The sequence below is a fragment of the Rhodococcus rhodochrous genome (assembly GCF_014854695.1).
Lineage (GTDB): Bacteria > Actinomycetota > Actinomycetes > Mycobacteriales > Mycobacteriaceae > Rhodococcus.
In genome coordinates this window covers 3,317,360-3,332,758 of sequence record NZ_CP027557.1, presented here as the reverse complement: position 1 = coordinate 3,332,758, position 15,399 = coordinate 3,317,360, and the positions used below count along the sequence as shown (strand labels likewise).

The following is a 15,399-nucleotide window of genomic DNA, read 5'->3' as shown; positions in this document are numbered from 1 at the left end:
AACGAGGACAGTTTAGTGGAGACGCGGAGCGTGGTGCGCCCGGTGTCACCGCCTTCGCGGAGCACCGAGCCGTTCGGCGGCGAGCCTTCCGGACAACAGCACGGTGGGGACACCGACACCCGGCACCGTCGCCGACCCCGCGAGCACCACGCCGGGAACGGCCGGATCGAGGTTGCGGCGCCGGAACGGTCCCGTCTGCCGGAAGACGTGAGCGCTCGAGAACGGGCTGCCCGCCTGCATGCCACGAGCGTGCCAGGTGGCCGGTGTGTCGATGTGGTCGACGCGGAAACCGTCCGCGATGCCGCCGTATCCGCGGCGGTCGAGGACGTCGAGCAGTTCGTTGCGATAGGGCACCGCGAGCTCGGCCCAGGCGAGCGGCGCGCTGTCGAGGTTCGGGCACGGCGCCAGCACCGACAACGGTTCGTGCTCGACGCCCTCACGGGTGAACCGCAGGCCGGGATCGGACAGTGCCGGTCGCGTGATGAGCAGCGAGGGATCCGACATCGGCCGACCGCGTCCGCGGTTGCGGGTGATCTCCGCGAAGGTGCGGTCCCACTCGCCGCCGAAATCGATCACGTGGTGGTGTTGCGCCGCCCAGCCGCGGGTCACCCCGGTGGGGATCGACCCGTGCAGCACCACGGCCGACGGCGCGGCCAGCGTGCGACGGCGCCGTCGGCGCGGCAGTAATCCGTCGACCACCGGGGTGTCGGGGGTCAGGACGGCCGCGTCGCACGGAAAGCGCTCTCCGTCGCGGGTGCGGACACCGTCGACCCGACCGCCGGACAGATCGAGCGAGGTCACCTCCCGCCCGAGTTCGAGTCGTCCGCCGGCCTCGACGAACGCCGCGGCCATCGCGCGGGCGACCGACCGCATACCACCGTCCACCGCGTACACGCCCAGCGAGGTGTCCATGTGCGCGATGGCCCCGTAGACGGCGAGGGCCCGCGCCGGAGCGACCCCCGCGTACAGCGCCTGGAAGGTGAAGACGCGGCGCAGGCGCGGGTCGGTGATCCTACGGTTCACCTGCGCGCCGAGCCTGCCGAACCCACCCAGCCGGAGCAGGCGCGCCAGGTCGCGCAGCGCCGCCGGGGACGACACCAGGTCGAGCGGCGAGTCGAAACTCGCGTCCATGAAGCGGTCGAACTCGGCGTCGAAGATGTCGGCGAGCCACGCGCGCAACCGCAGATAGCGGCGCGCCTCCTCCGCACCGCACACCCGCGAGATCTCCGCGACCATGGCGTCGGGGTCGGAGTGCACGTCGATCGAGGTGCCGTCGGCGAACCGTGCGTGATATGCGGGGGACAGTCGCCGGGTGTGCAGCGCCGGCCGGACGGAATTCCGGTCGGCGCCCACCGCGGCGAGCGCGTCGTCGATCAACTCGGGCATCGTCAGCACCGTGGCGCCGTTGTCGATCTCGTAGCCCGGGCCGTGATAGCTGCCGACCCGGCCACCGACGTCATCGGCGCGTTCGAGCACCGTCACGTCCCTACCGGCGCCGCGCAGGTACAGCGCCGCCGACAGACCGGCGAGACCGGCACCGACCACGACGACCCGGTCGGCGCCGGGAACCGTCCGCACCGTCCTCACGCCACCCGTCGCGTCGCCGCGACCGCCGACTCGCGCAGGAGGGCCTTGCCCTCCTCGGTGGCGCCGGACGACTCGAGCGCCTCGAACGCGCTGTCGGTCAGTTCCGTGATGCGGTCCTCGATCCGGGCGACCGCGCCGAGATCGACGAGCAGCGAGCGGAGCTGCTCGACCTGCGCGTCGGACAGATCGGTCCCGATCGTCGTGCGCAGCAGTTCGGCCGCGGCCGGATCGGAAGCGTCGGCCGTCTCGAGCGCCAGCGCGTACAGGACCGTCCTCTTGCCCGAGCGCAGGTCGTCGCCCGAGGGCTTACCGGTGACCTCGGGGTCGCCGAAGACACCGAGCAGGTCGTCGCGCAGCTGGAACGCCAGGCCGATGTCGGTGCCGAAGCGGCGGTAGGCATCGATGAGGTCGTCGTCGGCGCCGGCGAGGGCAGCGCCGATGTGCAGCGGGCGTTCGATCGTGTACGCCGCGGTCTTGAACCGGTTGACCCGCGTGGCGGCCTCCACCGATTCGTCCGCCGCCACCTCGTTGGCGATGTCGAGATACTGCCCGCCGAGCACCTCGGTGCGCATCGCGGCCCAGGCCGGGACCACGCGCGCGACGGTCGCGGGGTCGAGCCCCGCCGAGTGCAACATGTCGTCCGCCCACACCAGGGCGAGGTCGCCCAGCAGGATCGCCACCGACTCGCCGAACTGCTCCGCCTTACCGTGCCAACCGGCGCTGCGGTGCTGCTCGGTGAACTCCACGTGCACGGTGGGGAACCCGCGGCGCGTGGTGGAGGCATCGATGATGTCGTCGTGGACGAGCGCCGCGGCCTGCACGAGTTCGAGCGCCGAGCACGCCTGCAGGACGGCCTCGGCGTCCGGCCCGGTCGGATCACCACCGGCGCCGAGCCAGCCCGTCCACGCGAAGCGCGGCCGCACCCGCTTGCCGCCGCGCAGCACGAACGCCTCGAGCGTGTCGACGGCCTGCCGGTATCCACCGCCCACCGAGTCGACCAGGTCGGAGCGTGAGGTGAAGAACTGCCGGAGGGAGTCCTCCACCCGATGGGGGAGCTTCTCGGCAGACAAATGATCGGCGCCGGTAGACAGGACGAAACCTCCAGGTCGATGGGTGACGGCACCTCGGAGGCGGGTGAGCCGGAGGTGCCGCGACCAGCCTATCCGCACAGTCGAGTCGTCGCCGGTAGCGACCGCCCCGGGGGCGCCACCTATGCTGGACCGGTGACAAGCGACTTCGTCAGGGCAACCGAGGACGGCGGGATTTCTCGGACCCCGTCGATCGTGGACCGTCTCGGGTCTGCGCGTTCGGGCCGCATTCCGTTCTCCGTCGAGTTCTCCCCGCCTCGCGACGCCGAGGCCGAGGGACGACTGTGGCGCGCCGTGCGGACGTTCGAACGTCTCGGCCCGGCCTTCGTATCGATGACCTACGGCGCCGGGGGCTCCACCCGCGACCGCACGGTCCGGGTCACCGGACGTCTCGCCGAGGAGACCACCCTCCTGCCGGTCGCGCACCTCACGGCCGTCGGGCACAGCATCGACGAACTGCGCGCGATGGTCGGCGCCTACGCCGACCGTGGCATCACCAACATCCTCGCCCTGCGCGGCGACCCGCCGGGCAACCCGCTCGGCGAGTGGGAGAAGCACCCCGAGGGTCTCGAATACGCCGACGAACTCGTGCGTCTGGTGCGCGATCTCGGCGACTTCCACGTGGGCGTCGCCTCGTTCCCCGAAGGACATCACCGGTCCCCGGACCTCGATCACGACACCCGCTATCTCGTGCAGAAACTGCGCGCGGGCGCCGAGTACTCGATCACCCAGATGTTCTTCGACGTCGAGCACTACCTGCGTCTGCGCGACCGGGTCGTGGCGTGCGACGCCGAGCAGGGGCTCAAGCCGATCATCCCCGAGATCATGCCCATCACGTCGCTGCGGTCGGCGCGACGCAGCCTCGAACTGTCGGGTTCGCATCTGCCCCCCGTTCTCGAGGAGCGGCTGCGGCGCGCGGCGGGCGACGGCCCGGAGGAGAACCGCGCGGCCGTGCGCGAGGTGGGCATCGAGGTGGCCACGGAGATGTGCGAGCGGCTGATCTCCGAAGGCGCACCGTGCCTGCACTTCATCACGCTCAACTTCGCCCGCGCGACGGGCGAGGTGCTCGACCGCCTCGGTTACGAACTCGAAGCTCCCGCCGCGGTTCAACCGGCCTGACGTCCGGCCCGCCCCGGCTCGGGGTCAGGGCAGGACGCGGGCCTTCCACGCCGTGCGTCCGCTGCGCCGGGCCCGGATGGACGATGCCGTGAGCGCACCGAAGGCCAGGACCGATGCCGGGTGCGCCGCGGCGTCCAGCAGGTCGTCGGTGGGACGGCCCGGAGCGTCCGGGTGTCGGCGTCCTCCCCGTTCGGTGACGCGCGCGAGGAGCCGTGACGCCATTCCCGCCGCGGCACCGGCCACGCCCCAGCGCCGCGTCCGCCCCTCGCCGAGAAGCGCCGCGGACGGGGGCACGAGATAGGCGACGAGATACAGCGCGACCACCGCGGCCGCCCCGACCGGGGAGCCGAACGCCGACCACAACCAGCGGGTGTAACCGCCGATCAGCGGGCGGGGTCCGTCGTACATCCGGCACGACGCCAGCCCGCCCGCGGCCGCGACCGTCGTACGCAGTCCGGCGCAACGCAGTGCGCGGGCCAGATCCAGATCCTCCGTGGGACTCGCCGCGACCGCGGCGTGGCCGCCGATCGCTGCGTAGGCGCGCGCGTCGAAGACGAGGAACTGTCCGCACGCGACCGCCATCGACGGCCGGTGGGTGCGGTGCGAGACGGCGACGGGCAGCGCCGAGAACCACGACCAGAACAGCAGTGGCTGCACGAGCCGTTCGAGCACCGACCCGGTGAGCTGGTACGGGAACGGTGAGACGAGCGCGGCATCCTGGCGGCGCAGCAGAGCGACGGCGGCGGCGAGTGCGTCGGGTGCGAGCCGGACGTCCGCATCGACGAACACGACGATGCCGCTGTCGGTAGTCGATCCGGCGTGGGCGACGGCCGCGGCACACGCGGCCGCCTTCCCGGTCCATCCCTCGGGCGGCGGCTGCGTCGATCGGACGACGGTGATGCGCTCGTCGCCCTCGGCCGCGGCCGTGGCCAGGTCGGCGGTGCCGTCGGACGAGTCGTCGTCGAGGATCACCACACGTAGGGCGCGCAGTCCCGTCTGTGTCCGCAGGTCGGAGACGATCGCGCCGATGCGGGGAGCCTCGTCGCGGGCGGGGACGACGACGGTGACCTGCTCGTCGATCACCGGACCCGGCACGAGACGGGGGAGCGCGACGCGGTTCGCGACGGCGACGGCCGCGCCGTAGGAGGCGACGAGAGTGCCACCGGCGACGAGCCGCGCGAGACCGGGGGCCGGGTCGCGCGGCAGGCGGGTCAGGACCGCGTCCCGTTCGCCGACGACCACTGCGGCGCGGGATTGCGGGTGAACCAGGCCACACCGGCGATGATCAGCGTGACACCGAAGGCGGCGCCGGCCATGATCCCGGCCCAGCCCGCGAAACCGCGCGTGTTGGGGTCGGCGTAGCGCACCTCCGCGCGGAGGGTGCTCACCTCACCGGCCGGAAGCTTCCAGGTCACGACCGAATCCGACTCGCGGGTGCCGTTGGTGGTCGCCACCCGGGCGGGGAACGCGATGGTGAACTGCACATCGGTGCCCTGGGTGGGAGCGGACTCGAGATCCACGCGTCCGTTCAGTGCGACCAGATCGCCCGAGCGCTGCAGATTGAGCTGGAACATGCCGGCGCTCTGATCGGACATCGTGGCCAGCTGCTGGACGTCGCCGAAGGTGAGGTCGTTGAAGAAGACCTGGCTCCCGACGTAGCCGTCCTGCGAGTACTCCTGCACCCGCACCTTCCCGGCCAGGGCCGAGGGAGCGGTGAGCTCGGGACCGGGATCGTTCTCGTCGGCGGGGATGGTCGCGGCGACGATCTGCCCCGACACACGGTCGTCGGAGGAGATCCCCATCGTCGCCTGCACACGCAGGCAGCCGGTGAGGAGCGGGAGGCCGAGGAGCACGAGCCCCACGACCGCGACGACACGACGGCGGACGGACAGGTTGGACGACTGCACGGAGAACATGGTGCCAGGCACGGTCATCCTCGTCGGTCGTTCGGGTCGCTCGCGGCGAGTCGTGCCTCGTCCCGGCCGGGACCGGACACGCGTCCGCGCCACGATCGGACGAGCGAGACCAGCAGGGGAACACCCAGTACACCCATGACGACCAGTCCGTACACCGCGGAGTAGCGGAGTTCGGGAGCGTCGAGGAAGACGCTGTGGGCGAGCGCCGAACCGAGCCACGTCCACAGGAACAGCGCGATCGGCACGGCGTCGTGTCGGGGCGTGTCGGCGCGGTCCGAACGGGAGTCGACGAGCACGAGCACGGTCGCCATGATCGCGGCGACGAGGAGCCAGCCCGCGTAGTTGGTGAGCGGGATGTGCTCGATCCCGGGCAGGCCGCCGGCGTTGCACCACGACCAGTGACCGTCCGCCACCATCTGGGGGTCGAGATAGAGATCCCAGCCCAGCATGCCGACGGTGACCGCCGCGATCCGGCCGGGACCGTTGCGGACGAGGCGGGAGGCCACGCACCAGACGGGGTACAGACCCGCCGACCACGCCAGCGGCACCACCAGCGGGACGTCGAAGGCGGCCGGTCCGAGCCGGTCGGTGACATAGCTGTAGCAGCCGTAGGGATAGCCGGTCATCGTGCCGACCACCTCGGACAGATATCCGATGCCGGCCGAGCTGACGAACAGGACGACGGCGAAGGTGAGGCCGCGGTTCAGCGCGGCATGGACGAGGCACGCGGTGGTGAGCAGCGTGACGACCGCGACGGTCGCGGCGTCCCGGGCATCACCCGCAGTGAGGGGGTAGGCGATCTGGGCGAGGACCGCGGCGACGGCCGGGACGATCGGAAGGATCGTCCGCCAACGGGCCGGCCGGGGCGGTGCGGGGACGCGGGTGTCGGTCACCGCGACACCCAGCCCTTCACGCGGTCGACGAGGCTTCCCTTGGCGTCGGCGAGGGCGACCCGGGCGGCGTTGCGTCCGCTCGCACCGGAGACACCACCGCCGGGATGGGTGGAGGCGCCGGTGAGGTAGACGCCGGGCGCGTCGGGCACCCGGTAACCGGACAGCTCCGGCAGCGGGCGCCACAGGAACATCTGGTCCAGCGACATCTCCACGTGCATGACGTTCCCGCCGAGCAGGCCGAGTTCGCTCTCGATGTCCGCGGGGGTCTGCACGTGGCAGTGCTCCACGCTCGCGGTGAAGCCGGGAGAGCGCGTCTCCATCTCGGCGAGGATGCGGTCGGTCTCGGCGCCGGCGATGTCCGCCCAGCGACGTCCGCCGCGCAGCGCGTACGGATGCCACTGGGACCACAGCGTGATCTGGTGCTTGCCGTCGGGTGCGATCGTCGGGTCGAGGGCGGAGAAGCTCATCGCGAGGACTGCCGGTCGCGGCGGCAGGTCTCCCGCCATCGCGGCACCGTGCGCGGCGCGCAGGTGGGCGCGGTCGTCGACGAGCAGTTGCAGACCGGAGGTCGTCAGTTCGGGCTCGTCGCAGCCGCGGTAGCGGGGCAGCGAGTCGGTGCCGAGGCGCAGGACCATGCCGATGCCCGGGCCGACCCGCATGCTGCGACGCCAGCCCTCGAGCCGGTCGCGGTCGTATCCGCCGCGGTCGAGCAGATCCAGCGTGGTCAGCACGTGGCATCCGGCGACGACTCTGCGGGCCTGCACCGTGCGTCCCGATTCGGTGCGCACGGTCCACAGGTCGCCGGTCCGGCGGATCTCGGTGGCGGCGTCGCCGCAGGTCACCGTGCCGCCGTCGGACCGCAGCCGAGACAGCAGGGCCTGGGTGAGTGCGCCGCTCCCGCCGATCGCACGACCCGGGGGCAGGGTGTGCATGAGGGCCGCGAAGCCCACCATCGCCGCGGTGCCGGGTTCGGACATGGGCGGGCCGGATTGCGCGCCGAACCAGGCGAGGGCCGCCTTCAGGGGTTCGTCGTCGAAGTACTCGTCGAGCAGGCTGTCGCCGGTGGTGAGGAACCGGCGGGACAGGGCGCTGCCGCCCTCACCCGCGTCGAGTCCCCAGAACGAGGACAGCAGGTGCCGTCCGGTCGGGGGATGGGTGAACGACTTCATCACCGCCGCGCTGCGCGGGCCCCAGTCCTGCACGAAGCGGCGGTACGCGTCGGCCTCGCGGCGTCCGCAGGCGGCCTCGACGGAGGCGCAGGTCCGGTCGAGATCGCGGTGGAAGACGATGCCGGGACGGTCGGAGTCCGCCGGCGGTGGCGCGTACGCCCACGGGTCGCAGTCGATGTAGCGCAGGCCGTGGGCGGCGAGATCGAGTTCCTCGACGATCCCGGAATGGCGCACCATGATGTGCGCCGAGGAGCCGCGGTCGACGGCATATCCGGGGAAACGTTCGACGGTGGAGACGGCGCCGCCCGGCACGGTGTCGCGTTCGAGGACCTCCACCGACCATCCGTCGCGGGCGAGATAACACGCCGCGACCAGCGCGTTGTGGCCCGAGCCCACGATGACGACGTCGAGTGTGGAGTTCATGGGGTACCGCTTCCGTCCGGATCGTCGGTCGTGTGATGGTGGTGCGGAACGAGGTCCGGCTCGAGGGGCAGGCTCCTGCCGAGGACCGCGAACGGGCGGGCGTCGCCGGTGAAGACGAACCGGCGGACGACGTCCTGGAATCCGAACCGACGGTACAGCCGCCACGCCCGGTTGTCCTCGCCCGGCACCTCGGGTGTCGACAGCAGTACGGCCGCTTCGCTGCGTTCCCGCAGCAGCGCCGACAGGAGCAGTTCACCGATGCGGCGTCCCTGCATGTCGGGTCGGACGTGCAGTTCGGTGAGCTCGAAGTAGTCGGAGAGGACGCGATCGATCTCCTCGGGGGACCGTCCCGAATGACGCATGCCGGCGCGCACCTGCTGGTTCCACCACTGGCGGGTGTCGCCCCGGTAGCCGTACGCGATCCCGACGACGGTGTCCGGATCCTCGGGGAGGCTCGCGGCGAACGCCTGCCAACCCGCGCGGGCCGAATGCTCGGACCACATCGGCGCGCGGTGGTACTCCGTGCCTCGGGGATATCGCATCGCCGCGACGTAGACGGTCAGCAGCGCGGGCAGGCGCGCACGGAAGTCCGCGGGGGAGAGCTCGGTGAGGATCGGGGCGTCCTGGCAGGGATCGGTGGTCATGCGTGACTCGTTCGGGTGGCTCGCGGTGCGTCGGAGGTGCTCGGGTCTCGCTGATCGTTCGGGATGACGTGGCCACTTTCTCTTGACGGGTTGTCGGTGGGTCCAGCTATATTGAATACGTCGAACGCATGTTCGATACCGGTGATCCGGGGATGTTCGAGGGAAGCGAACATCCCCGGATCACCCTGGGGTCTCCCGCTCGGCGTCCGTGTCGGGCCTCACTCGAGGACAGTGATCTCCGTTCCTCGGCGTTTCGGCGGGAATGCCACCGGATACCGCTCGTTGTAACGAGTGGTGAGACCACGCCGAGGAGGTGCGTGAACATGGCCAACGGTCAGGTCGCGAGTCGAGGCCCGCGCCGAACGTCTCCCACGCTCGGGCCGTCCGTATGCATCGACCATGCCACCTCGGCGCGCGCGGCGACGTTGCTGCGCAAGGCCGACGATCTGCTCTCGGCTGCCGCCGGTGCCGGCGATCCGGGCGAGCGGTTCCGTCTCGCCTATCTGGCGGCGCTGCGCGGTGCCGGTGCGGTGGTCGCCGCCGCGGAGCTGCGTTCCGGGATCCGGCCCCGCCGCCCCGCCACGCGCAACGCATGGGCACTCATGGCGCGTGCCGACGACTCCTTCGCCGTGTGGGCCGACTACTTCGCCGATCGCTCCGCCACTCGCACCGCGGTCGAGGCGGGGGTCGCGCAGGCGGTGGGTGCCGACGAATCCGGTGCGTTCTACGACGAGGTGGGCCACTTCCTGCACGACGTGGAGGGTTATCTCGACGCCGAAGCAGAACCGGAGGTCGGTGTGGGTGGGTGACTTTCGCCTCTTCACGAGGGCCTTCGCCGAAGAGGGGATCGAACTCACGTGTGGAGTTTGTGGTCCACAGCGACATCTGCTCGTATTATTGACTCAGGCGGCCGTACGGACGGCCCCCCGCCGGATTCGCCCCACGGATCCGGTGGCCACCGTTTAGTGCCGGGGGAGGTACCGTGCCACTCTCCGAGCACGAGCAGCGCATGCTCGATCAGATCGAGAGCGCGCTCTATGCTGAGGATCCCAAGTTCGCCTCGACCGTGCGTGGCAGCCGGTTGGGGATGGCGTCGAACCGGCGGCGGCTACAGGCCGGCGCCTTGTTCGTGTTGGGCCTGACGCTGTTGATCGCCGGCGTTGCCCTGCCGCTCAAGCCGGGCGGCTTCCCGATCATCAGTCTGCTCGGGTTCCTCGTGATGTTCGCCGCCGGAGTCCTGTTGCTCCTCGGCGGTCGTCGGCCGTCGACTCCCGGAGCGACGGGCGGTAGTTCCGGTTCCGGAAAGACCGGTCGAAGTTCCCGCGGCGGCAAGAAGTCCTCGGGTGGTGGCTTCACCAACCGCATGGAAGAGCGGTTCCGGAGGCGTTTCGAGCAGGATTGACCTCCTCGACCATCAGGTGTATCGACGACGGCGCGACCCACGGGTCGCGCCGTCGTCGTTCGTCTGCGGACCTTTCACCGACCCGGCGTCGTCCGCCCCTCTGTCCCTCCACCACCGCGCCCCACTCGCGCGATCCCCGTCTTCCCACCGCCTCCCACCTCGGCCCCGACCGCAGTGTTTTCCCTGGTCGCCGATTGCTCGCGCCTCGCTCCGCCGGTGGGGCGGATCGTCGGGGTGCAGACAGCGGTGGATCCATCGTCGTCACGCGAGCGCGTGTCCCCATTTTCCGCCACCTGCTCTGAGCTGGGAATGTGACGACAACACGCGTGACCGGGCGGCAGTAATCCGTTTCCGGTGGGGCAAAGTGGGGTAATGTGGGGCGCGGCGGGACAAGGTGTCCTGTCGCGCGAAGCATCCGTCCGGCAGCGGGGAGGCGCCGAGTGTTCCTCGGTACCTACACCCCGAAGTTGGACGACAAGGGCCGGCTCACGCTGCCGGCGAAGTACCGAGACGAGCTGGCGGGAGGGTTGATGATCACGAAGGGGCAGGATCACAGCCTCACCGTGTTCCCTCGCGACGAGTTCGCCGCTCTGGCCGAACGCGCCGCGAGTGCCTCACGGAGCAACCCTCAGGCACGTGCGTTCCTGCGGAGTCTCGCATCGGGGACGGAGGAGCAGCGACCCGACTCACAAGGCCGGATCACGCTGTCGTCGGCCCACCGCAAGTACGCCGGTCTCACCAAGGACTGCGTGGTGATCGGTTCGGTCAGGTACCTCGAGATCTGGGACGCGACGGCATGGGAGACCTACCTCGCCGAGCACGAAGAAGACTTCTCGGAAGCGAGAGACGAAGCACTACACGACATCTTGTAACTACGGCTCGGGCTGCGCGGCGAGTGCCGCGAGGCCTCTGCCCGATGTGCCGGCCCTGACGCACTTCCCCAGCGCCAGGTACGGACCGGAGGGCCCTGACGCACTTCCCCGGCGTCAGGTCTCTTCGGACTCGGACAGAGACCTCGAGGCATTCGCCGTCTTCCGTATCCACCCCCGTGGCGGCGAGCACGGTATCGAGACGAGCGACAGGCAGGCACGAGGCACACCACCGTCCACCCGACGAGTACCCCACAGACCGTAAGCGGCCCGAGCAGGATTCCGGAGGACACATGGTGGACGGCGAGCGCGAATCCGTCGATGGTACGGATGAGGCCACCGGTGTCGATGTGACATCTGCGGCGGAATTCGGCCACGTGCCCGTCATGCTCCAGCGCGCCGTCGACCTTCTCGGTCCGGCCATCGAGAGCGTCGGTCCCGACGGCGAGGGCGCGGTCTACGTCGACGCGACCCTCGGTCTCGGTGGGCACTCCGAACACTTCCTGACGATCTACCCGAAGCTGCGGCTCGTCGGCCTCGACCGCGATACCGACGCACTGGCGATCGCCCGCGAGCGACTCGCACGGTTCTCCGACCGCACCGACTTCGTCCACACCCGCTACGACGGGATCGCCGACGCGCTCGAGAGCGTCGGCCTCGACCGGTACGGCTCGGTCCACGCCGCCCTGTTCGATCTCGGCGTGTCCTCGATGCAACTCGACGAGGCGGAGCGCGGCTTCGCCTATTCCAAGGACGCCCCGCTCGACATGCGGATGGATGCCACCACCGGCATCACCGCGGCCGATGTCCTCAACACCTACAGTCACGGCGACCTCGCCCGCATCCTGAGCACCTACGGCGAGGAGCGTTTCGCCGGCAAGATCGCCTCCGAGATCGTGCGGACCCGGGCCAAGACCCCGTTCCGGACGAGCGGCGAACTCGTCGAACTGCTGTACCGCACGATCCCGGCCGCGACCCGCCGTACCGGTGGTCACCCGGCCAAGCGCACCTTCCAGGCGTTGCGGGTCGAGGTCAACGCGGAGCTCGACTCGTTGCGCAACGCGATCCCCGACGCTCTCGACGCTCTCGCGGTGGGCGGCCGGATCGTCTTCATGTCCTACCAGTCGCTCGAGGACAAGGTCGTCAAGCAGGAACTGACTCCGCGTGCGAAGTCCCGCAGTCCCGAAGGGCTTCCGGTCGAACTGCCCGGGATGGGACCGGAACTGCGCATCCTCACCCGCGGTGCGGAGCGGGCGACGGACGACGAGATCGAGGCCAACCCACGTTCGGCGCCCGTCCGCCTGCGTGCTGCAGAACGAATCGCCAGGAGGTAACCGATGACCGTACAGGTGGCACCCCCGCAGCGCCGGAACCCGGGGCGATCGACCGCAGCGCAGCGTGCCTATCAGCGACGGTCGCAGCGCGCAGCGCAGCTCGGGGTCGAACAGGTGCAGACTCGCGGGCGCACGACGGGTACCGGACGTGTCCGCACCCGGATCCCGTTCGTCGCCACCATCATCGGGCTCCTGGGCGTGGGCATGGCCGTGACGCTGTTGCTGACCACCCGGGCGACCGAGGACTCCTACGAGCTCAGCGCGGCGCGGTCCCTCAACGAGGAGCTCGCCCAGAAACGCGCGGTGCTCCAGCGCGACGTCGCCACGGCCGAGTCGGCTCCCGCGCTCGCGGTCGCCGCGGCGGAACTGGGGATGATCCCCACGGGGCAGGTCGCGCGGATCGTCGTCGCTCCGGACGGTTCGGTGCAGGTGGTAGGCGATCCGGTTCCGGCCCAGGGTGCCCCGCCGGTCCCGCTGGATCCGCCCGCCCGGGAGGACGCCCGCGTCCAGACCCCGCTGGCCGGCAGCGCCGGGGCGGAGACTCCGCGGCCGCTCGGTGACGTGAGCGAGGAACCCCGGCCGCGCACCGACACCGAGGACACGCGTCGGGCCGCGCCGTCGGCCGACGGCCGCCCGGTGGGCGAGGAACCGGCACCGGCTCCCGTGCCCGCACCCGCGGCGGAGGCTCCCGCGGCCGCCACGCCGGACGTCGAGGGTGCCGTACCTGTACCGCCCGCGGCAGGACAATCGGTACCCGTGAGCGAACTGCCGCAATCCGAAGCGCCCCGTGAGGCGGCGCCCGAAGCACCTGTCCAGGCCGTGCCGACGGAACCCGAGGGCGGGCCTCGGTGAACAACCGCTCCACCCCTCGGCGTGCACCGCAGCGACGTTCCACTCCGGCGACGCGCGGCGGCCGGGCTCGAATGCCCGCGCCGCGCGATCGCAAGCAGCGCGACCGGACGAGTTTCGCGTTCCGCAGCAAGTGGGGCCGGATCGGCATGTTCGGCGTTCTGGGCGTAGCCGTCGCCCAGTTGCTGTCCGTGCAGCTCGTCCAGGCCCCCACCCTGTCCGCCGAAGCGGCCAGCCAGCGCACCACCCGACTCGTCGAACCCGCGACCCGCGGCACCATCGCCGATCGCAACGGCGAACCGCTCGCCTACACCATGGAGGCGAAGGCGCTGACCTTCCAACCCGTGCGGGTGCGCAAGGAACTCGAGGAGGAACGCGCGAAGGATCCGTCCCGGCCCGAGGTCTCGGAATATCTCGAGGGTGTCGCGTCGGCGGTCCACGAGGCGCTCGGTGCTGCGGCGCCGGAGAAGGACGTGCTCGAGATGCTGGAGAGCGACGAGACCTTCGTCTACCTCGCCCGCGGCGTCGATCCGGGGGTCGCGGCGGAGATCGTCGACGAGTACGACAAGGTCGGCACCGAGCGTCAGGACATCCGTCTGTATCCGGGCGGGTCGCTCGCCGCCAATCTCGTCGGCGCGACCGGCTGGGACGGCCACGGCCTGATCGGGCTCGAAGCGTCGATGGATGCCGTGCTGGCGGGTACCGACGGTTCGTCCACCTACGACCGCGGGTCCGACGGCGCCGTCATCCCGGGCAGCTGGCGCGACCGTCAGCCCGCCGTCGACGGTTCCTCCGTCGAGCTCACGATCGACAACGACCTGCAGTACCACGTGCAGCAGGAGGTGCAGCGCGCGAAGGACCTGTCCGGGGCGAAGAACGCCTCCGCGGTGGTGCTCGACGCGCACACCGGCGAAGTGCTCGCCATGTCGAATGACAGCACCTTCGACCCGTCGATCGGTGTCGCGAACAACCCGCCCGACGCCGAACAGGGCAATCTCGCGGTCAGTTCGCCGTTCGAGCCCGGATCCGTGAACAAGATCATCACCGCGGCCGCGGCGATCGAGGACGGTCTGACCCGCCCGGACGAGGTCCTGCAGGTCCCCGGCACGATCACCATGGCCGGCGCGACCGTCAAGGACGCCTGGGATCACGGGGTCGTGCCGTACACCACGACGGGTGTGTTCGGGAAGTCGTCGAACGTCGGCACCCTCATGCTCGCGGAGCGGATCGGTGAGGACCGCTTCGCCGAGATGCTGCGACTGTTCGGTCTCGGTCAGCGCACCGATGTCGGCCTGCCCGGCGAGTCGGCGGGTCTGCTGCCCAGCCGGGAGCAGTGGTCGGGCGGCACCTTCGCGAACCTCCCCATCGGCCAGGGTCTGTCGATGACGCTGCTGCAGATGACCGCGATCTACCAGACCATCGCGAACGACGGCGAGCGTGTCCCGCCGCGGGTCGTGCGTGCGACCGTCGCGCCGGACGGCACGCGCACCGAGACGCCCCGCCCCGATCCGGTGCGGGTGGTGAGCCCGCAGACCGCCGCGACGGTGCGCGACATGTTCCGCTCCGTCGTCCAGTCCGACACCGGCAACCAGCAGGGCACCGGTGCGGGCGCCGCCATCGAGGGCTATCAGATCTCGGGCAAGACGGGTACCGCCCAGCAGATCGACCAGAACTGCAAGTGCTACTCGAACTCCGACTACTGGATCACCTTCGCCGGCATCGCACCGTCCGACGATCCGCGCTACGTCGTGGGCATCATGCTCGACGCCCCGACCCGCAGCTCCGATGGCAGCGGCGGCCAATCGGCTGCGCCGCTGTTCCGCAACATCGCGTCGTGGTTGCTGCAGCGCGACGGCGTGCCGCTGTCGGCCGAACCGGAGAGCAAGTTGATCCTCCAGGTCGATTGACGAGGTGACCGTGGTGTCTCGGTAGGCTGACACGTCGGTAACGTGACACGACGGTCGTCGCCGAGACCGCATCGGGAACGAACCCGGGAACATCCGTCGAGTGCCTGCAGACGAGCTGCAGCGAAGCGAGAGGAAACTGGTGCCTGTGCCATCGAGTCCGGATCCGGCTCCTCCGGAGGAGGGGCGGAGACCCGAGCAC

General features: G+C 70.6%; 14 protein-coding genes. 7 read left to right on the top strand and 7 right to left on the bottom strand.

All coding sequences use genetic code 11. From position 1 onward, the window contains the following. Nucleotides 1-45: 45 nt before the first annotated feature. Together crtI and C6Y44_RS15495 are read right to left on the bottom strand one after the other, a co-directional pair. Nucleotides 46-1,578: a phytoene desaturase family protein gene (gene crtI / locus C6Y44_RS15500; RefSeq protein ID WP_159418041.1), complete on the bottom strand. Its 1,533-nt coding sequence runs from the start codon at nt 1,576-1,578 to the stop codon at nt 46-48. 5 nt (nt 1,579-1,583) lie between these two features. Beyond that, nucleotides 1,584-2,630 (bottom strand): polyprenyl synthetase family protein, encoded by a 1,047-nt coding sequence (locus C6Y44_RS15495; RefSeq protein ID WP_159418042.1) that lies wholly within the window; start codon nt 2,628-2,630, stop codon nt 1,584-1,586. Nucleotides 2,631-2,849: 219 nt separating this feature from the next. Here C6Y44_RS15495 and metF point away from each other — a divergent pair, with 219 nt between their 5' ends. Continuing rightward, nucleotides 2,850-3,794, top strand: a complete 945-nt coding sequence (metF, locus tag C6Y44_RS15490) for a methylenetetrahydrofolate reductase [NAD(P)H] (RefSeq protein ID WP_174247133.1) — start codon at nt 2,850-2,852, stop codon at nt 3,792-3,794. 24 nt (nt 3,795-3,818) lie between these two features. Here the strand turns inward: metF and C6Y44_RS15485 are convergent, their stop codons facing one another. Genes C6Y44_RS15485 through C6Y44_RS15465 form a run of 5 tightly spaced genes read right to left on the bottom strand, consistent with a single transcriptional unit; the run spans nt 3,819 to nt 8,839 of the window. Further along, nucleotides 3,819-5,036: a glycosyltransferase gene (locus C6Y44_RS15485; protein WP_159418043.1), complete on the bottom strand. Its 1,218-nt coding sequence runs from the start codon at nt 5,034-5,036 to the stop codon at nt 3,819-3,821. Beyond that, nucleotides 5,006-5,728, bottom strand: coding sequence for an LppM family (lipo)protein (locus C6Y44_RS15480; protein WP_159418044.1), 723 nt, complete (start codon nt 5,726-5,728; stop codon nt 5,006-5,008). Before C6Y44_RS15480 ends, C6Y44_RS15485 begins: the two co-directional genes overlap by 31 nt. Beyond that, complete coding sequence (locus C6Y44_RS15475; protein ID WP_159418045.1) at nt 5,725-6,603, bottom strand: carotenoid biosynthesis protein; 879 nt, start codon at nt 6,601-6,603, stop codon at nt 5,725-5,727. The genes C6Y44_RS15480 and C6Y44_RS15475 overlap by 4 nt, the downstream gene beginning before the upstream one ends. After that, nucleotides 6,600-8,195 carry a phytoene desaturase family protein gene (locus tag C6Y44_RS15470; RefSeq protein WP_159418046.1) on the bottom strand — a complete coding sequence of 532 codons (1,596 nt, stop codon included), beginning with the start codon at nt 8,193-8,195 and terminating at the stop codon, nt 6,600-6,602. The genes C6Y44_RS15475 and C6Y44_RS15470 overlap by 4 nt, the downstream gene beginning before the upstream one ends. Continuing rightward, entirely contained in the window at nt 8,192-8,839 is a 648-nt protein-coding gene (locus tag C6Y44_RS15465; RefSeq protein ID WP_159418047.1) for a GNAT family N-acetyltransferase, read from the bottom strand. Before C6Y44_RS15465 ends, C6Y44_RS15470 begins: the two co-directional genes overlap by 4 nt. Nucleotides 8,840-9,162: 323 nt before the next feature. On the opposite strand from C6Y44_RS15465, the gene C6Y44_RS15460 reads away from it, so the two are divergent. The 6 genes from C6Y44_RS15460 to C6Y44_RS15435 all read left to right on the top strand — a co-directional run bounded on the left by C6Y44_RS15460 (nt 9,163) and on the right by C6Y44_RS15435 (nt 15,200). Further along, nucleotides 9,163-9,648, top strand: coding sequence for an SAV_6107 family HEPN domain-containing protein (locus C6Y44_RS15460; RefSeq protein WP_159418048.1), 486 nt, complete (start codon nt 9,163-9,165; stop codon nt 9,646-9,648). 173 nt (nt 9,649-9,821) lie between these two features. Next, nucleotides 9,822-10,241: a DUF3040 domain-containing protein gene (locus tag C6Y44_RS15455; RefSeq protein WP_060652805.1), complete on the top strand. Its 420-nt coding sequence runs from the start codon at nt 9,822-9,824 to the stop codon at nt 10,239-10,241. A gap of 440 nt (nt 10,242-10,681) precedes the next feature. Further along, nucleotides 10,682-11,113, top strand: a complete 432-nt coding sequence (mraZ, locus tag C6Y44_RS15450) for a division/cell wall cluster transcriptional repressor MraZ (RefSeq protein WP_159418049.1) — start codon at nt 10,682-10,684, stop codon at nt 11,111-11,113. Nucleotides 11,114-11,403: 290 nt separating this feature from the next. Then, nucleotides 11,404-12,444, top strand: a complete 1,041-nt coding sequence (rsmH, locus tag C6Y44_RS15445; RefSeq protein WP_159418050.1) for a 16S rRNA (cytosine(1402)-N(4))-methyltransferase RsmH — start codon at nt 11,404-11,406, stop codon at nt 12,442-12,444. Between the two features lie 3 nt (nt 12,445-12,447). Next, the gene (locus C6Y44_RS15440; RefSeq protein WP_159418051.1) at nt 12,448-13,296 is read left to right on the top strand and encodes a hypothetical protein; all 849 of its coding nucleotides are present in this window, start codon (nt 12,448-12,450) and stop codon (nt 13,294-13,296) included. Nucleotides 13,297-13,367: 71 nt separating this feature from the next. Continuing rightward, nucleotides 13,368-15,200, top strand: a complete 1,833-nt coding sequence (locus tag C6Y44_RS15435) for a peptidoglycan D,D-transpeptidase FtsI family protein (RefSeq protein WP_159418052.1) — start codon at nt 13,368-13,370, stop codon at nt 15,198-15,200. Nucleotides 15,201-15,399 lie beyond the last annotated feature (199 nt).